The sequence below is a fragment of the Olivibacter sp. CPCC 100613 genome (assembly GCF_036959255.1).
Taxonomy (GTDB): domain Bacteria; phylum Bacteroidota; class Bacteroidia; order Sphingobacteriales; family Sphingobacteriaceae; genus Olivibacter.
Genome location: NZ_JAWMTI010000019.1, coordinates 1 through 18504, shown reverse-complemented (window position 1 = coordinate 18504; position 18504 = coordinate 1). Strand labels below are relative to the sequence as shown.

General features: G+C 41.3%; 12 protein-coding genes. 11 read left to right on the top strand and 1 reads right to left on the bottom strand.

Features of this window, described 5'->3' with window-relative positions:
• Positions 1–293 precede the first annotated feature (293 nt).
• A complete protein-coding gene (locus RYH73_RS26205) occupies positions 294–686 on the top strand; it encodes a RidA family protein (protein WP_335316398.1) in 393 nt (130 codons plus the stop codon).
• Positions 687–765: 79 nt separating this feature from the next.
• Here RYH73_RS26205 and RYH73_RS26200 read toward each other — a convergent pair whose 3' ends face one another.
• Positions 766–1680 (bottom strand): helix-turn-helix domain-containing protein, encoded by a 915-nt coding sequence (locus tag RYH73_RS26200; RefSeq protein ID WP_335316397.1) that lies wholly within the window; start codon positions 1678–1680, stop codon positions 766–768.
• Between the two features lie 538 nt (positions 1681–2218).
• Here RYH73_RS26200 and RYH73_RS26195 point away from each other — a divergent pair.
• The 10 genes from RYH73_RS26195 (at position 2219) to RYH73_RS26150 (ending at position 18365) form a co-directional block, all read left to right on the top strand.
• Positions 2219–2503: a GNAT family N-acetyltransferase gene (locus RYH73_RS26195; protein ID WP_335316396.1), complete on the top strand. Its 285-nt coding sequence runs from the start codon at positions 2219–2221 to the stop codon at positions 2501–2503.
• Between the two features lie 485 nt (positions 2504–2988).
• Positions 2989–5124 carry a glycoside hydrolase family 31 protein gene (locus tag RYH73_RS26190; RefSeq protein ID WP_335316395.1) on the top strand — a complete coding sequence of 712 codons (2136 nt, stop codon included), beginning with the start codon at positions 2989–2991 and terminating at the stop codon, positions 5122–5124.
• A gap of 130 nt (positions 5125–5254) precedes the next feature.
• Positions 5255–9172, top strand: coding sequence for a hybrid sensor histidine kinase/response regulator (locus tag RYH73_RS26185; protein ID WP_335316394.1), 3918 nt, complete (start codon positions 5255–5257; stop codon positions 9170–9172).
• A gap of 174 nt (positions 9173–9346) precedes the next feature.
• Positions 9347–9631, top strand: coding sequence for a winged helix-turn-helix transcriptional regulator (locus RYH73_RS26180; protein ID WP_335316393.1), 285 nt, complete (start codon positions 9347–9349; stop codon positions 9629–9631).
• Between the two features lie 137 nt (positions 9632–9768).
• Positions 9769–10353 (top strand): RNA polymerase sigma-70 factor, encoded by a 585-nt coding sequence (locus RYH73_RS26175; protein WP_335316392.1) that lies wholly within the window; start codon positions 9769–9771, stop codon positions 10351–10353.
• 83 nt (positions 10354–10436) lie between these two features.
• Entirely contained in the window at positions 10437–12125 is a 1689-nt protein-coding gene (locus RYH73_RS26170; RefSeq protein WP_335316391.1) for a RagB/SusD family nutrient uptake outer membrane protein, read from the top strand.
• Between the two features lie 23 nt (positions 12126–12148).
• Positions 12149–12607, top strand: coding sequence for a DUF5004 domain-containing protein (locus RYH73_RS26165; protein ID WP_335316390.1), 459 nt, complete (start codon positions 12149–12151; stop codon positions 12605–12607).
• Positions 12608–12611: 4 nt separating this feature from the next.
• Complete coding sequence (locus tag RYH73_RS26160) at positions 12612–13613, top strand: DUF4961 domain-containing protein (RefSeq protein ID WP_335316389.1); 1002 nt, start codon at positions 12612–12614, stop codon at positions 13611–13613.
• Positions 13614–15085: 1472 nt separating this feature from the next.
• On the top strand, positions 15086–16603 hold the full coding sequence (locus RYH73_RS26155; RefSeq protein ID WP_442946150.1) for a SusC/RagA family TonB-linked outer membrane protein: 1518 nt from the start codon (positions 15086–15088) through the stop codon (positions 16601–16603).
• Between the two features lie 10 nt (positions 16604–16613).
• Complete coding sequence (locus RYH73_RS26150) at positions 16614–18365, top strand: RagB/SusD family nutrient uptake outer membrane protein (RefSeq protein WP_335316388.1); 1752 nt, start codon at positions 16614–16616, stop codon at positions 18363–18365.
• Positions 18366–18504: the final 139 nt, after the last annotated feature.

Here is an 18504-nt window from a genome sequence, read left to right as displayed (position 1 = left end):
TCGCCTGCTTTGCTAACTTGGCAAAGCGTCGGAGAATGCCTGATAAAAGATGCACCAGATCCAAGCCTTTTAAATCTAAAAAAACAGGTAGTGCAACAGCCACTCAAGCCAAAAGTTAAATCAATTTCAAGGTGATCCGGTTTATTAAAAAATGATTTTTGGTAGACACAGCTATAAGCTAAAACATTTGGAGCAGAAACAAGATGATTGATTGATTAGATTAATTGATTTATGATAGCGCAATGAAGATTTGTAGCTCTACCTTTGCTAGGGCTAACAAAATAAGTTGAAATATGGAGAAACGAATCATTAACCCCTGGAAGTGGCAAGACGCTCTCAGTTACGTTCAGGCTGTAGAGATAAAAGAACCACAAGGAACATTATACGTTGCGGGACAGGCCGCCGTACATCCCGACGGGACATCCAGCAGTGCCGATATGCGTACGCAACTTGGCCTGGCTATACAAAACCTCGAAACTGTGATCAATGAAGCCGGTTATGAATGCCGTAATATTGTGCGATTAACGATCTACTCAACATCTTCTGATGAATTTATCAAAAACTGTTTTGATGTATTCCAGAATTTTGTGGCCAAGCATGAAATGAAACAGGTAGTTACGTTGATGCAAGTGGTTGCACTAAATGAATCGCTAAATGTGGAGCTGGAAGCTACGGTTGTAAGGTAAATAAAGGATAAAGTCTGACTGTCGCTGTGAAATAGCTCCATATTGGATCGGCAAATTTTCCATAAAAAGATTGGAAGATTTATTGATTTTCAATCAATCCTTTTCTAAATGCGCTGGGTGTGGTTTGAAGGTGTTTCTTTATAAAAGTTGCAAAATGGGTCGGACCTTGAAAGCCCAGGCGATATGCAATCTCCGAAACCGGCCAATTGCTATGCAGAAGAAGCATTTTCGCTTCTTCTAAGATACGCTGGGAGATCACCTCGGTGGTGTTTTTTTTTAGTATTTTTTTTACTGATTTGTTCAGATGGTTGACATGTAGCGCTAATTGGGAAGCATATGCCGATGGTGTGCGCAAAGGAACCCTTATGCTCGCTTGTTCCAACGGAAACTGTCTATTAAGCAGTTCCACGAAAAGTTCGGTAATTCTGACTGCGGCAACCGCGGTGGTGGGCTTACGTGAAGTGGAAGGTCGCATTTTTAAAGCGGTGTGAACGATGTCTAAGACGAGGCCACGTAAGACATGCTGTTTGAATTCGAAAGTGTCGTTTTTTTCAGCGATCATACGCACAAAGATGGAGCCAAAGGTTGAAAACTCTTCGGAGGTCAGTTCGAATATTGAATCATTTCCCGGCTGAAAAACCGGATAATTTTTTATTGAACCGAAGCCCAAAAAGAATGCCTCGTCGAAGATACAACTATACCCCGACTGATTTGTGCCAACCCATTCCCAGTTATAAGGAATAAAGGAATTACCGAAAAACAATGCTCTGTTTTTTATTGGGACGCTCTTATCTGCATAATGAATGATACTATCACCTTCAATAATACAGATCTTAAAATATTCCTTCTTTCCAAAAGGTATCGGCGCAGACACCGCTCGATTGTACTGTTCCGTTTTAAATACATCAAAGCGCCCAACCTCCTTGGTATCAATAGAGGAAACAAATGAATGTGTGTTATAGTAATCTGCGATGGTTTGAACGGTCCTTTTCATTTATGTGATGGCTTTTTAGATGTATTAAATGGATCAATTTAGTTTTCCCTATTACAAGTCGCTTATGAAGCCTTCCGGTATTCTTCATTATCCGATATCAGGGCTCTGCCTCCAATATGGAGGATTATGCGTTCCTCTCAACTTCCACACTTCATGAAGTTTCCTTAAATATAAAAAATCAATCCATTTTTTTAGCGAAAATTATGCAGTCTTGATTATTCATTTGTGTTTGTTTTAAAAGGTATTATTCATAGTCGTTCGCTTTTTATTGGCATTCATGAGCTCGTTGCACTCGGTTAGCCAATTAGCCAATTAGCCAATTGGTCAATTAGCCAATTAGCTAATTGGTCAATGGCGGTGAATCGGGGAGGGAAGTGGTTGAGACGTTAAGTAGTATTGCCTTTAGAAGTGTGGCTACGAATAACATGTTGCCGGTTGTGAGTTGCGAGCAATGAAATTACACTAATTTTTTGACAAAAATCATCGTTCTTTTTGAGCTACTTTGAGGATATTTGTGATAAAAGCTACTTGAGATACGATGGAAATATTTATAAAAGAACACGAAACCAAAGGCTATGCAATAGCACAGGAGAACGAAAAAAAGGCAGGCGCAATGACTTACTCTATTGCCGGAGAAGGCCTGATAATAATAGATCATACGGAAGTTGAGCCGGAATACAATGGTAACAACCTAGGAAAGCAAATGCTCGATAAAATCGTGGAGATGGCAAGGGAGAAAAATGTAAAGATTATACCCTTGTGCCCGTTTGCCGCAGCGATGTTTAAAAAGACGGATGATATTAAGGACGTGTTAAAAATATAAGATAATACCCCGATAGGGGAGTTGAAGTACCCGATAGATACCCGTTCGAAGACATATCCATTCCTTACCTGATAACTAACCGCCAAAGCTATACAACAAAAGTTGTTCTTAATCACCAGCCACATTATTATGAACAACCCAAAGACGTCTGGGTATGGTAGGTATATGGTTTATTCCCTGATATAAAGAGGGCAATTTCGTAAAAAAGAAAATGTCATCATGTACCTGAGACGAAATATTAGTCAATTAGTCAACGGCGTTGAATCGTTGGAATAGGGAAATGGTTGAGTTTAGAAAAGTTCCAAAATAATCTAAAAAATTATCCCTGACATTACCCCCTTTTTAGTGAAGATGTGTCTTTACTATATATGAGCGCTCCGAGCTTATAAAGAAAATAAACTTTTGAATCAACAGATGTTTTCCCGAAATCGAACCGGCAAATAGAAATAATGTCTTTATCATTAAAAAATTATAAACACTTTATCATGAACAAATATTTTTTCTTAATTTATTTCTTACTTGGTCAGTTATTATCGGTACAAGCGCAGTCTGTTGAACAGGTGCTGCCAGGTGTTTTCAAAGTATCTTTTGGGGATCCTGGGAAGTTCACCCCTGAACAATTTCGTACGAAAGGTCCAAAGGAGGAGGCGCTAAAAAGAATGCCCGAAGTTAAGTTACCTTTTGATTTATCAGCTATTAAAATTAAAGTGAACGGTCGAGGTGTCATTGCTACCATTCCCCTGAAAAACGAAGAGCAACTTTATGGTTTTGGCCTCCAGATGGGATCGTTCCAGCAAAATAATTTACGCAAAAGGCCGATCGTTAACGATTACCCTTTAAATAATCTGGGATATAGCCACGCGCCGCTACCTTATTACGTATCTAATGAGGGATATGCTGTTTTAATCAATACGGCAAAATATGCAACATTTTACTGCGGAGGAAATCAACCAAAAGGAAATCTTCAGTTTGAACAAAGTAACCAAAAAACAATGCTTTCGGTGGATGAGCTTTATCAATCGCGTGGCACGGCGAGTGGAAATGTAATCGTTGATATTCCCGGCGCTAAAGGAGTTGAGATTTATATTTTCGCTGGATCTGATATGCTGACGGCTATTCAGCGGTATAATCTATTCGCAGGTGGCGGTACCCTACCACCATTGTGGGGTCTAGGAATTAAATACAGGGTAATGGCAGATTTCAAAGAATCGGATGTATATAAAACTGCAGAATATTTTCGGCAAAAGAAGATTCCTGTCGACGTTATCGGACTTGAACCTCGTTGGCAAACCTCCGCTTATCCATGTTCATTTGCATGGAACACTGATTTTTTCCCCGATCCGAAGGCGTTTACTGATAAACTTAAGAGACAGGGGTACCGGGTTAATCTTTGGGAACACGCTTTTGTTTCATCTTCTTCACCATTATATTCCACGCTCTTTGAAAAATCTGGTGACTTCCTTGCCTTCAATGGGTTAGTCCCCGATTTTATAGATCAGCACACGCGTGCTCTTTTTGGCAGCTACCACAAAGAGCATTTAATAGACGTAGGTGTAAGTGGCTTCAAACTTGATGAGTGTGATAATTCAGATCTGCGATTCGGCAGCGCCCGTTGGAGTTTTCCCGAGCATACGCAATTTCCGTCGGGCATTGATGGGGAGCAGATGCATCAATTGTTTGGTGTACTCTATCAAAAGGCTATATATGAGGTCTTTAAAAAGATGAACAAACGAACGTATCTCGATGTCAGATCTTCCGGCCCCTTTGCTTCCCCTTATCCAGCTGCCCTGTATAGTGATACATATGACCATAAAGAATATATTGAACAAATTGCAAATGCGGGTTTTTCTGGTCTTCTGTGGTCTCCAGAAGTGCGTGAATCGCAATCATTCCGCGAGTTGGCAAGACGAAGCCAAACGGCTGTTTTGTCCGCGCAGACATTGTTTAACAGCTGGTATTTGCAAAATCCTCCTTGGCTTCAGGTGGACAGAGGTAAAAACAATCGAAATGAACTGCTTCCTGATGCCGAACAAAATGAAGAAACGATCAAACAACTACTGAATTTCAGGATGCAATTGATTCCCTATCTCTATGCTGCCTTTCATAAATACGAAACTGAGGGGATACCGGTTTTTCGTGCCCTGGTTATGGATTATCCGAAAGATCCAGAAGTTTTTGATATTGCAAACGAGTACCTAATAGGCGCCGGTTTGTTGGCAGCTCCGATTACGGGAGACTCGGATTCGCGCGAGATTTACCTGCCGGCAGGAAACTGGTATAATTTTAATAGCAATCAGAAATATATTGGTGGTAAGCGTTATAAAGTATCCTTTAAACTAAATGAAATTCCGTTGTTCGTGAAAGAAGGAACGATATTGCCTTTAGCGGATGCGCTTCCCTTTATTGATGATGATACTACTTTTAATCTAACCTGTTACCTTTATGGAGCACCATCAGGTCCGGCATATCTTTTTGAAGACGATGGGATCACTTATAATTATGAAAATAAACTGTTCAATACCATAAAACTGACCTATGCAGATGATGAGGTAAAGCTCGAAAGGGCAGGCGCTTTTCAGCCAAAGCGTTATCATCTGGGGAAAACGGTTCATATACCTTAATAGGAGGGCTCAACATACAACTTTTATGCATCGGATTTGAGTGGGAGATGCTCTATTGTGGAAGTAGCTTCTTTTATGTATTTTGCCGCCAACCTAAATAAGAGCTGAATTGAAATTGATAAACCTCGTGATGCGTTTTCTTAGAATGCTTTTAACTGTTAGAACCATTATCATTTGCTCTATTTTTATAGGTAAATATAGTTATGGGCAGAATTATTGGTTTAGACATTATGATATTCGTGATGGCTTGTCTTATAACTACGTTAACTGCAGTGTTCAGGATCAGAAAGGCTTTTTATGGTTTGGTACCTGGGATGGTTTGAATCGTTTTGACGGACACGAATTCAAGATTTTCAGAACAGATAATGAACAGGAGAATGCGATAGGGAACAACTTTATCAGTTCGCTATATGTTGATGGGAATGGAACGTTATGGGTGGGCACGCACAATGGTTTATGGCGCTATAATCCAGATAATGAATCGTTTACCAGATTGGATTTTACCTTTACCAAATGGATTGCTTCTATTACTGATGATTTTCACGGTAACTTATGGTTCATCTGTAATGATCAGGTGGTAAAGTATAACTTGGCTTCAGAAAAATATACGGTTTTTAATGAGCATAAAACAACTGCATTATGCGCTACACCAAATGGAGATCTTTGGTTAGGTACCGCACTGGGACGTGTGATCTGTTACCGATATGAAATAAACGCCAGAGAAGAATACCAGATCGGAACCACTGATATGGATAAAAATCCAATCCGAGTGAATGCACTTTTTTATACGGATCAAAAGAAGTTACTGGTTGGAACGGAAAATAGCGGTTTAAAATTGCTCGACCCGGACCGAGCGGAATTCACCCATGTTTTTACACGATCGACCGGTGGATCACCTGTTACCGTAACAGACATTATACAATCGAAGAACGGTGAATATTGGGTAGGTACCACCGTAGGCATTTATCTATATGACGCAAAATTGAATGAAAATGTACGTCTTGTCAAGAACGATCGTGATCCGAACAGTCTGGCCGATAATTATATCAAAGATCTAGCGATTGACCGGGAGGGTGGAATTTGGGTTGCTTGCAAGTATGCCGGATTAAATTACTTTAATAGGAAAAATGCGTTTTTTTCGGTATATAGGCCCGAGGGAGCGCAGCCGGTAGTTGGGCCGATGGTTGCGGATGCGTATAACAATATTTGGGCAGCTACTGAAAGAGCAGGTTTGTTCTTTCTGAATACGAAGAAAAATACTTTTAACGCACGTCTTTCCACTTATAAAGACGTTTCGGGTTTGTATATAGCGGATGATAAATTGTGGTTAGGTGTTGAAAAGCGAGGTTTCGCTGTTTTTGATATCAAAGCAAACCAGATAAGTAATTATTATAATGCGGTGGGCGCTTTAGCCGGCCTTGCCAACGAAAACATTCACTTTTTCTTGAAAACCTCGGCTGGACTTCTAATCGGAACAACAAATGGTATTTTTGTATTCGATCAGAAAGGTAAAAAAATTACACCAATTAGGGATATCCCTCCATTAGTGGTTTCGTCTATTTTTGAAGATCACCTCGGTGGTATATGGCTTGGAACTTACTTCTCAGGTTTATATTATATCGATACGCATCTGAATAGGGGCACCGTGCTACCGATTGATTTTTCGAGCGGTGGACGGCACAACAATACGGTTACCAGTATCATGGAGGATATAAATCATACGATGTGGTTTTCAACCGAGGGAAGCGGTTTGGTTAAATACGATCCAAAAACAAAGCAGCTGGTTTATTTAACAACCAGCGAAGGTCTGCCAAGCAATAATACCTTTAAAATTCTAAGATCCGGAAGAAACCTTTGGGTCTCCACAGCCGCAGGTTTGTGTAAGCTGGACACCAAAATGGATGCTATTAAAACCTTTAATCGTTCGAATGGATTACCTGTGGATCAATTTATTGCAAATTCAGGATGTGCTGTTAATGATAGTATGCTTTACTTTGGTTCCACAGAGGGTATCGTTGGGTTTAATGCTTATCGGTTAAGTGAGGAAGTTGGTAATCCTCCACTGTTTATAACCGGTATACAGGTAGACAATACTGAATTGAAAATTGGTTCAGATAATCCTTTGTCCCAATCTGTCATAGAAACGGAAATGGTACGTTTGCCTTACGATAAATCGTCTGTCAGTATTGATTTTGCAGCACTTTCTTATCAATCACCTGATTTAACAAGATATGCCTATATGTTGGATGGCTTAGAAAAAAGCTGGACCAAATTAAAAACGAATAGGCGGGTGTATTTCACTAAACTGCCACCGGGTAACTACTTGTTTAAGGTAAAAGCCTCCAGTGGCTATGGCGTATGGGGGAAAATACGTACAATTCACATCATAATTACCCCTCCCTGGTGGTCCAGTAAAGCCGCTTACGCCGTTTATTTTCTATTGATTGCTTTGGGGATCGTCTTATTCTTTCGCTTTTATCAAAAAAGGATTCAGGAAAAAAGCAAACGATTGTTTAACGATTTTAAGCAGCGCAAAGATCGAGAGCTTTATGAAGCAAAAATTGATTTTTTTACGAATATTGCACACGAAATAAGAACACCATTGACTCTGATTATGGCACCTCTGGAAAAAATCGGAGCTGCCGATGATATAAGAGAAGTGAAAGATAATCTACCTATTATTAAACGGAATACGAACCGCTTGGTTAAACTAACTAATCAGCTGTTGGATTTCAGAAAGATCGAACAACGAGAACTAAAGCTCAATTTCGTCAAAACCAATATTTCACATTTACTACTTGAAAACTACACGGCCTTTAAGGTTACTGCCGAAATGCAGGGGATGAAATGTTCGTTGTTGATGGAGGATGCTACAATTTACGGCTATGTGGATCCGGAAGCGCTCGAAAAAATTATTAATAATTTATTGAAAAATGCCCTTAAATACGGCGAAAAAATAATAACAGTGCGGTTGGATAGTGATCCTGAAAACAATGTTCGGATTATTGTAACCAACGACGGTCCGATCATTCCCAACAATTTAAAAGAGCGGATATTTGAACCATTTTATCGACTCGAAAAGAAGGAAGCCACAGAAGGAACAGGTATTGGTCTTGCCTTATCACGATCCCTGGCGGAGCTACATAACGGGACGTTAAAGGTTGGAGAGATGGTGGATTGCAACGAGTTCATTTTAATCTTACCGCTGCATCAAGAGATTGAGTTTGATTTACAGGATGTTCAAGAATTAGCGGTTAATACGGCTGAAACGGACCACCCCGAGGAGCGAGTAGGCAAAAGAATATTGTTAGTGGAAGATAACTTGGAAATCATGCGGTTTCTTTCGCGAGAACTATGTGTTGATTATCAGGTTTTTATGGCGGAAAACGGATTGTTGGCACTTCAAATACTGAAAGATATTGATGTCGATTTAATAATAAGTGATGTAATGATGCCAGAAATGGATGGCTTTTCGTTTTGTAAAAAGGTGAAAAACGATGTTAATATGAGCCATATTCCGGTAATTCTTTTAACCGCTAAAAATAGTATCGATGCAAAAATAGAAGGGCTTGAACAGGGTGCAGACGTATATATTGAGAAACCGTTTTCGCCCAGGTATCTTCATGCCCAAATTGTTAGCCTTTTGGCTAATCGTATAAAATTGATGGAGTATTTCGTACGTTCTCCGAAAGCGGGTATAGCGAGTATTGCTCCTTCAACGATAGATAATGAATTTTTCAAGAGATTGGAAGAAATCATTCTGAACAATATGGATAACGCAGATCTTGATGTAGATGAATTGGCCGCCACGGTAAATATGAGTCGGAGAAATCTTTACCGTAAAATAAAAGCCGTTGCCAATATGTCACCTGCCGAAATGATAACGCTCATTCGCCTGAAAAGAGCCGCTGAATTGCTACTTACCAATGATATTAAAATATATGAGGTAGCTTATCAAACCGGGTTTAAATCGCCGGATACCTTCACCCGGAATTTTTTTAAGCAGTTTGGTGTCCTTCCTACGGATTATCTAAAAGGTATGAATTGAATTTCAGACGCATTTTTTAAAGAAGACTGCACAAACTCAAGGAAAGTTGACACACTAACACGTAGTTAAACTACAAGCTTCCGCTATTTTTGCTTTTTCCGGCAATTTGTGAATCATCTTTTTTGGAACGTCATGAGTTCAATACCCTTAACCTTAAGTGAAAAACTTTCTTGTTTGGCTGAAGTACACGAACTGATTAGTGGTAAGTGGAAATTACAGATTATAGCGGTTGTAGGAAATAACCACTTTTCCTTTCGCGATATACAAAAACGTATACCTGGTATCAGAACACGACTTCTGCTCAAGGAACTTCGTGAACTAACAAATAGGGGGCTGTTAAATCAAATTGTTACTTCATGTTCAGATGAGAAGATAAGCTATCGATTGTCGGCAAAGGCCTGTGGGCTCGAGCGGGTGATTGATAGTGTAATCGATTGGCATTTCAACCGCTTTAGCTAAACACGATTTTTAGGTGATTTTCAACGAAAGGCACAAATCATCGGAATATTGGCATAGACTCACGTAAGGGCATTTCACGCAGTTTATAACTTTGCCACATTAACCAAGCATTGATAACCAACTAACCTTTATTAAACATGGTGGCATCTATCTCAACCAATAGTGAACAGACTTTATTAAAAGAAGTGGTCAAAGGAAATACCATTGCCTTCGAACAGTTGTTTTATGGCTATCATCAGCATTTAACGTCTTTTATCTATAAACTTAGTTTATCTAAAGAAGTCGCTGCCGATATCGTTCAAGACGCTTTTATAGAAGTGTGGTTGAGACGTCACTTACTGGCAGAAGTCAAGTCTTTTAAATCCTTTCTGTTTGTCATTGCGAAGAACAAAATGCTAAATGAACTGAGAAAGCTTGCCAATGAGAAATCAATCAATCGACAATGGGCTGCGTTGGGTGACAAGTTGTGTCAGATCAAGCCGGTTGACGATGATTTGGAAGAATACTATTATGTGTTGGAACGAGCTATTGAATGTTTACCGCCCCAGCAAAGAAAAGTACTGGAGCTGAGCAAATTCTCACAGATGAAGCATCGAGATATTGCACTGTTGTTGAACGTATCGGAGGCAACGGTAAAAACCCATGTGAAATTGGCATTTAGATTTCTCAGACGCTATTTTCATCAATTTAGCGGTGATCGGATCATTTTGGCACAAGGATGACGAAAATTGATAAAGCATTACCCCTTTTTGGAGGGAGGTGTGTCTTTAGGATATTACAATAAACCAATTAAACTAAAATAATTATGAAAATCGCTTTACTCCCTGCTGTTTTGGGTGTGCTGTTTGTTTGCTGTTTAGCTTGCGGTAAACAAGGTTTTTTGGATCAAACAGTGACTTCGGATTTGACGGAAGACTTAGTGTTTTCTGATAGCTTGTATTCCGTTCAGTTTTTAAATGACATTTATCGGGATATCGGATTTTCCGAACATGCGAACCGATTTGGTAATGGCGGTTTGGATGCAGCTTGCGACGAGTCGAGGCCTCAACAGTCAGTAGAGGTAACATCAACAGTGCTCTTTTCCTCGGGAACGATCACTGCCTCTAGCATCGAAACCGATGCTTGGCTGAAACCCTACGCGAATATTCGGAAAGTAAATAAATTATTGAAAAATTTACCCAATGCACCCATCGCGAGTTCGCAAAAAGAATTAATGATGGCTGAAGCTCGCTTTCTGAGAGCTTGGTACTATAGCATCTTACTCAAACATTATGGCGGTGTCCCCATAATAGGAGACACCATTTACGCTTTTACCGACCATATTCCTGCGAAACGAAATACGTACAGTGAATGTGTTGAGTACATTATAAGTGAATGTGAAGCCGTACGGAACGTTTTACCGTATAAACAAATTAGAGGCGAGTATGGACGTGTAGGCGGTGCCTTTTGTGATGCCCTCAGCGCACGTGTGTTATTATATGCTGCGAGTCCGCTTTTCAACCGTACCAACGTCAATCCTTTATTAGGCTATACGGACGCAAATCAGGAACGGTGGAGAAAAGCAGCCGATGCCGCAGAACGGCTGATTGGCTCGGGTCAATACAGCCTGTACGAAGAGAATAATGACCCACCGGGTTACAGCTTCTATTATCTATTTACCAGAAGGGAGAACCCCGAATATATTATTGCCCGTATGCAAGGAGGGAATAAGGAGCTGGAAGAAATCTGGCAACCACCATCGAGAGGAGCGGCGAAAGGTGGATTTCCTTATCAGGAAACAGTGGATGCTTTTGGCATGCGAAACGGAAAAAGTATCGAGGAGGAAGCTAGTGGTTATGATGTGCATGATCCTTATGCCAATCGCGATCCGCGTTTGGCCTACACTTTTATGAAAGATCAAACGGTGATTGCGAATAACCAAGGAGCGATGGTCCCTATTAATATATATCTTACGGCAAATGGTACGCCCTCAAGTCAGGATGCTATTTATGCCGGAACACCTACCGGTTATTATACGAACAAAATGTTAAATCCCGAGCATGCGGCGAATTTTATTCATGGTGGGCAGCGGTGCTTTCCCTTGATTCGATATGCGGAGATACTACTGAGCTATGCAGAAGCTTCTAATGAATATGCAGGCCCTACAGAAGCAGTGTATCAGGCAGTGGAAGCAATTAGAAAGCGTGCAGGTCTGAACCCATATCAATTGCCACGGGGGCTTTCGAAAGATGAAATGCGTGAACGGATCCGTAATGAAAGACGTGTTGAATTGGCTTTTGAAGGACACCGTTTTTGGGACGTGAGGCGTTGGATGCTGGGTGATACCCAAGATAAACAGATGCATGGGATGGAGGTGACAAGAAGTGCCAATGGGGTTCGCTACAAGGTCGTGGCCGTTGATAAACACAACTTTCGTCCCGAAATGTATTACTGGCCAATACCGATGACTGAAGTAGGTAAATCACCTGAACTGGAGCAGAATCCAGGTTATTAGTAATTAATTAAACCAATTATATTATGAAATTATTAAATCAATTTCGAACTTTTTATCGGCAATGTATATGGTTGTCTATAATCGTTGTTGGAATCTCCTCTTGTAAAATGGAAGAGATTGCCGCGCTTGAATCAGTGAAAAATATCCAAGGTAGTTGGCAAATTACAAAGGCAACCCGTAACGGAACTGACATTACCAACAAATTTGATTTTACCTTGTTCCGCGTGATTTTTAACGATGATGGAAGTTATCAAATACAGAACTCATTGCCTTTTATTGTAAGTACCAATGGATCTTACGCACTTGATGATCCGCAATATCCTTTTCATATTCAATTTACGGAAACCGAAAGCGAGCGAGCGGTAGGTTCTGGTTTTGATTACCCCATTGTTGGTGAAGGACGCATCTTAACGCTCACGTTTAGCGCTGGATGTTCCAGCAATATGTATAGCTATATGTTGGAAAAAACGAATAATCCTTAAGCCGATGAATTACCTTGTAATGAAAAGGTTAGTGCGCAGAAAATACCAGCTAACCCTATGGTCCCTTTTCAGCTTGGCGATCGTAAGCTGTGTCTTTCTGGATGGAGTAGAACAGGCAAGCGGGGTGAAGGCCGGAGAAATTTTTAAAGCAACGTTAAGAGCGCACGTTAATGCCGCACAGGAGCGTAACAATGTCCGTTTCGTGATTGCGGTGCTGGTTCCTCGTAGTTGGAAAGCCTCAGAAAATATGCAGATAAGCTATTCGGCAAAAGATTTTGGCTCCGGTGATATGGTGCCTGTTCCGGCCAGTGTTAGAGCACCGAATTCAGATAATAATGCGGTCTGGCCTACCGCGCTGAAAAATAAGTTTGGTATTGGTCCTAATCTTATTGACGATATGGAATGGGTAGTCTTCTGGACGGGGAAACAATATAATATCAAAGGAGGCGATAATCCGGTTATTGAAGCACAAATTCAGATCAAGAGCGGTATGCAAAACATGAAGTTCAAATTCGGCTATTTTGTGGGCTCTAGCGAAGATGGCTTGAATGACTTTCTCGGTGGCCCGGGAGCTTTGTACAAGACCTTATTCAGCGATTGCTTTGAGGTAACGGATGGAGAAGGTGACGTTCAGGATTTCTGTAATCCACCACAAACTTTTTTTGATCCCTACCGAGCCACTGATAACGATATACTAACCCTGACCTACGATCGGGATATATTGCCCGGACCCTTGGGAGATGAAATTTACCTATGTGCTACAGCCCAATTGAAGGATGGCAGTACAATAACTAGCTGTGAGCCGTTGGAGGAACATCGCTTGACACCTGTAGAAGGAGCTGCCGGACGCTTTGAAATTACTTTCTGGCCTCGTGCCTATTTCGGTTTATCCAAAGAGCAGGCCATTGATCAGATTCACTATTATTTCACAGATCTGAGCGGAGAAATTAAGATTGGTTATGGTAATACAGATGAACCTTTCGTTTATAGCTTCCAATGTGATTAATCATTAAAATAGGTTTTACCAATAAACCATAAATGAATGAACAGATATTTTTTTATCTTATTGCTCTGGAGTTTACACGTGCCTGATGTAAGTGCCCAAGTAGGGACGGCCGGCAAGGATAGCCTGAGCGTATTGTATCAAGAAGTTCCGATAAAAACTTTTTTAGGAGCGAAAACGACTTTGGCATCGCCGGATTTAACATCTACGCCTGCGATAGGTTATTTACCAGCTTTGACTGGGCGTATCGCAGGCCTGTATACGCAGCAGAATCAAGGATTCCGAACGGTGAACACAGCAGTGAATTTTACCAGTTCTTTGGCCGGGAATATACCGGTGGCAGGTGCAGGTCCGCCGAGTGAAAATTCAGAGTTCGATGTATATTTACGAAAGCAGTCTCCCATAGTAATCATCGATGGGGTACAGCGAGACGTTTTTTCAATTGACCCGGATAATATCGAGGCGATCACCGTATTAAAAGACGCGCTGTCTGCCATTGCACTTGGGCAACGTAGCTCAAGGGGAGTATTGTTGATTACTACTAAGAAACCTACAGCGGGGAGAACGAAGATAGCACTAAAAGCACAAGTGGGCTTACAAGAGCCGCTTAGTTTACCAACGCCACTTTCTGCCTATCAGTATGCTTATCTATTAAATGAAGCCGTAACCAATTCAGGAAACAAACCTATTTACACAGAAGAACAATTTGATGGATTTCGATCTGGAGGCGATAATTACCGATATCCAAATGTTAATTGGTACAACACGATATTAAAGGAAACAACACCACTTATGCGCTACAATTTAGCCGCACAGGGCGGCGGAAAAACTGCACAATATGCAATTGCGCTAAATTATGCGGAACAACGAGGACTTTTCAAAGAAGCGGCCGACGTGGCCTATAATACAAATAGTTCGGTGAAACGTTATACGCTGAATACGAATGTAAACATCAAGGTGACCGAACGGCTTACGCTAGGTTTACAAATTATGGGGCGTATCCAGGATGGTAACGAACCGGGGATAGGGGCGGCTAATTTGTTAGAGGTGCTAAAAAAGACACCTAATGATGCTTATCCTATTAAAAATGCAAATGGAACTTGGGCGTCTACAAGCTATTTCAAAGATAATTTGATGGCTTTAACAACTAATTCAGGTTATCGTCAGGACCATATGAAGGATGTGGTGGCCAACGTGGATCTACATTATAATCTGAATGATTGGGTGAAAGGTTTGACATTGAAGGCAACTACTAACATAGCGATCCAATCGCTTACAGGTATTGTTAGGGAAAGAAAGGAGCCAACCTATCAAATGACGCTAGACCCATCGGGCGACACCTCTTACAATATTATGGCCACGGCGGCTGCTCAAACTAATAATTTCAATACCGTGTTTAATGCACGTTTTTGGTTTGGCCAACTGGCCATTAATTACGAAAAGAATTTCGGTGANGCGACACCTCTTACAATATTATGGCCACGGCGGCTGCTCAAACTAATAATTTCAATACCGTGTTTAATGCACGTTTTTGGTTTGGCCAACTGGCCATTAATTACGAAAAGAATTTCGGTGATCATCATTTTTATACCAGTATTTTGGGCGATCAACGACGATTACTCTTCAACTACGATCTTCCCGCAATTAATACGAATCTGACCGGTCGTTTAAATTATGATTATAAAGGGAGGTATATGGCACAGGCGGCGGTCAATACCAGTGGATACAATCGTTACCGCCCTGGTTATCAATATGGTTTGTTTTATGCATTCGGCCTAGGTTGGAATATCGGCGAAGAAGATTTTATAAAAGATAATACAGACTGGATCGATTACATGAAGGTGAGAGCCACTTTTGGAAAGACGGGAAACGGTGTTGATAATGCCGGCTATTATGACTATCGGGCTACTTATAAAGACAACAACGGAGGAATCGGTAGTGGTGCCTATTTGGCGGGTACGGAACGTTCCGAATTAAGAGGTTATTGGGAAAACACCTATCTTCCGAATGTACGTACCTGGGAAGGTGCTTATAAATTGAATATCGGAACGGATATCGAGTTATTCCGAGATAAGCTAGCGATAACCGCCGATTTCTACCATGATCGCTATTTTGATCTCTTGCAGACGCGTGGGAAGAGTATTGAAATAATCGGTATTGAATATCCTTCGGAAAACATCGGACGAATGTTGGTAAAAGGTGCTGAATTTACAGTAGGCCACCGTCATCGAATCGGAAAACTAGGCTACTTCTTGTCCGCCAATCTATCCATCGAACAATCAAAGGTTGATTTTTTTGACGAACAGCAGCAACGCTACCCTTGGCAACAACTGACCGGTTTACCCGCGGGGGTGCGGTCGGGTTATATCGCAGAAGGTTTGTACCAAAGCGGTGAAGAGGCTGAACAAGGTGCCTCAACAGTTGGTTATGTGGTGAAACCGGGTGATATCAAATACCGTGATCTGAATGGAGACGGACAGATTAACCAGTTTGATCGTACAGTTATTTCATCTACTAAGCCGCTGATTTATTACGGGTTTCAGTTTGGATTCAACTATAAGAGCTTCGCTTTAACGGCTCTCGTTCAGGGGGTTCAGAACCGCGAAATTTACCTGGCAGATCGCGCCATCCACGGCGGCTTTTTAGGTTTTGGAGGCTATGAGCAAGCTTATGAACCTGTGTTAAATCGATGGACGCCTGAAACCGCGGATGCGGCTACGTATCCACGGTTAACGATCGGAAATTCACATAACTATGCAGAATCATCTTTTTGGATCCGATCGGGCAATTATCTCCGTCTGAAAAATGTAGAGCTGGCCTATACGTTTCAGGGCAAGCTACTCGAAAAAACCCGTTTAGGCAGCGTAAGGCTTTTTGCCAACGCACTGAATGTATTTACCTGGTCGGCTTTTAAAGGACAGGATCCTGAAGTAGCTATTGGAGCTTATCCGTTGCAACGTGTGTTTAACCTCGGTTTAAATGTGAATTTATAAATAGACCGCAATGAAAAAAAATACGAATACAATAAAGTGGATGTCGTTACCGGTCTTGATACTGGGGCTTTCCATCACAATGGCCGGCTGTAAAAAGGACTATGAAGCCGAACCGCTGGAAAATGTGACTATTGAATATGTTTTTGATCCAAGAGATTCATTAGGTACCAATGCACATCGCTTTTTAAACGCGATGTATGCGGATATGTTTCCGCAAAGTGTTTCTTTCAACCGAATAGATGGAAATTTGCTTGACGCTGCTACTGACGATGCCATGCCGTCCAACCTAGAAGATAATGACGCGAGTAGACTGGCAAAAGGCCAATACAATGCTTACGACCGCGTGGTCTCCGATATGATCTGGGGAGCGAGTTATAAGAATATACGAGCCGCAACTATTTTTATTAATAACATCGATGTTGTTCCTGTTAATGATGCAAAATTTGAAGCGCTGCCAAATGGTTTGACAGTAAAGAGAACTTGGAAAGCAGAGGCCCGGTTCTTACGGGCTCTGGCCTATTTTGAATTGTTGAAAAGGTATGGAGGCATCACACTTTTGGGCGAACGGGTGCTGGAGCTGGGAGAAAATGTGGAACTTCCACGTAACACGTATGCAGAATGTGTGGATTTTATTGTAAATGAGATGGATGCTATACAGGATAGTCTTTTAGTTTATCCTGTCCCATCACCTGCCAGAAACAGTCATCGCGCAACTAAAGGATCAGCGATGGCGCTGAAAGCGCGCGTTTTATTGTATGCTGCCAGTCCGCTCTTCAATGGGGAAAATATGGATGGAGCGAATGCACTCACTGGCTATCCTTCGTTTGATCAGTCCCGTTGGCAGCGGGCTGCCAAGGCAGCAAAAAACATTATTGATCTGAATACCTATGCTTTGGAAGAAGATGTGAAACAAGTCTTCACACAGCAATATAACCGAGAAGTTCTATTTTTCAAGCAGTGGGGGAATAATAAAGACATTGAAGATGCAAATGGGCCATTTGGTTTCGGTACGCAAATTGGCGGTCAGGGAAGAACCAGTCCGACACAGGAGTTTGTTGATGCCTTTCCAATGATTACAGGGGAGGCAATCGATCAGTCTACGATCTATGATCCTACTAATCCGTACGCTAATAGAGACCCACGGTTAGCATTGAATGTGCTGTACAATGGTGCACAATGGTTAGCGACAACCATACAGACGTTTGAAGGTGGACGTAATAAACCTGGAGGAACCGAAATGCAAACACGTACCGGATATTACTTGAGAAAATTTATGGGCGACTTTGAAAATGCAGGCCAGTATAGCAATGTCCAACGAGATTATATTCTTTTCAGGTATACCGAAGTTATATTGAATTACATCGAAGCAATAAATGAGTTTGATGGGCCATCACCTGAAATTTATCAATACCTGTACGCGCTTAGAAAAAGGGCGGGTATAGAACCGGGAATAGATGGTAACTATGGCGTTGGTCAAAACCTTTCGCAAAGTGAAATGCGCATGCTAATTCGTAATGAGCGTCGATTAGAGCTAGCTTTTGAGGAGCACCGTTACTGGGATATCAGACGTTGGAAAGTTGCGGAAGACGTGATGAATAAGCCGCTACATGGTATGCTGATTAGGCAAACGGGCAACACGCTTATTTATAGCAAGCTCGAAGTGTCTGAACCACAGTTTTCACCGGCAATGTATTTATATCCGATTCCTGATAGTGAAGTACTGAAAAATACTGAAATGGAACAAAATCCTGGATGGGATTAAGAAGGACCTATAATGGAATCACTTATTGTTTAAGTTTTATAGAATGAACAAACTATTTTCTATCAGTCTGTTGATTGTGCTATTGGCGGCACAGCATATGTTGTTCGGACAAGAAAGACTTGTAAAAGGAACTGTTCGG

Excerpts from the sequence above, each read along its gene's own strand:
- RYH73_RS26205 (WP_335316398.1), top strand. The coding sequence starts at position 294 with ATGGAGAAACGAATCATTAACCCCTGGAAGTGGCAAGACGCTCTCAGT.
- RYH73_RS26200 (WP_335316397.1), bottom strand. The coding sequence starts at position 1,680 with ATGAAAAGGACCGTTCAAACCATCGCAGATTACTATAACACACATTCA.
- RYH73_RS26195 (WP_335316396.1), top strand. The coding sequence starts at position 2,219 with ATGGAAATATTTATAAAAGAACACGAAACCAAAGGCTATGCAATAGCA.
- RYH73_RS26190 (WP_335316395.1), top strand. The coding sequence starts at position 2,989 with ATGAACAAATATTTTTTCTTAATTTATTTCTTACTTGGTCAGTTATTA.
- RYH73_RS26185 (WP_335316394.1), top strand. The coding sequence starts at position 5,255 with ATGCGTTTTCTTAGAATGCTTTTAACTGTTAGAACCATTATCATTTGC.
- RYH73_RS26175 (WP_335316392.1), top strand. The coding sequence starts at position 9,769 with ATGGTGGCATCTATCTCAACCAATAGTGAACAGACTTTATTAAAAGAA.
- RYH73_RS26170 (WP_335316391.1), top strand. The coding sequence starts at position 10,437 with ATGAAAATCGCTTTACTCCCTGCTGTTTTGGGTGTGCTGTTTGTTTGC.
- RYH73_RS26165 (WP_335316390.1), top strand. The coding sequence starts at position 12,149 with ATGAAATTATTAAATCAATTTCGAACTTTTTATCGGCAATGTATATGG.
- RYH73_RS26160 (WP_335316389.1), top strand. The coding sequence starts at position 12,612 with ATGAATTACCTTGTAATGAAAAGGTTAGTGCGCAGAAAATACCAGCTA.
- RYH73_RS26155 (WP_442946150.1), top strand. The coding sequence starts at position 15,086 with ATGGCCACGGCGGCTGCTCAAACTAATAATTTCAATACCGTGTTTAAT.
- RYH73_RS26150 (WP_335316388.1), top strand. The coding sequence starts at position 16,614 with ATGAAAAAAAATACGAATACAATAAAGTGGATGTCGTTACCGGTCTTG.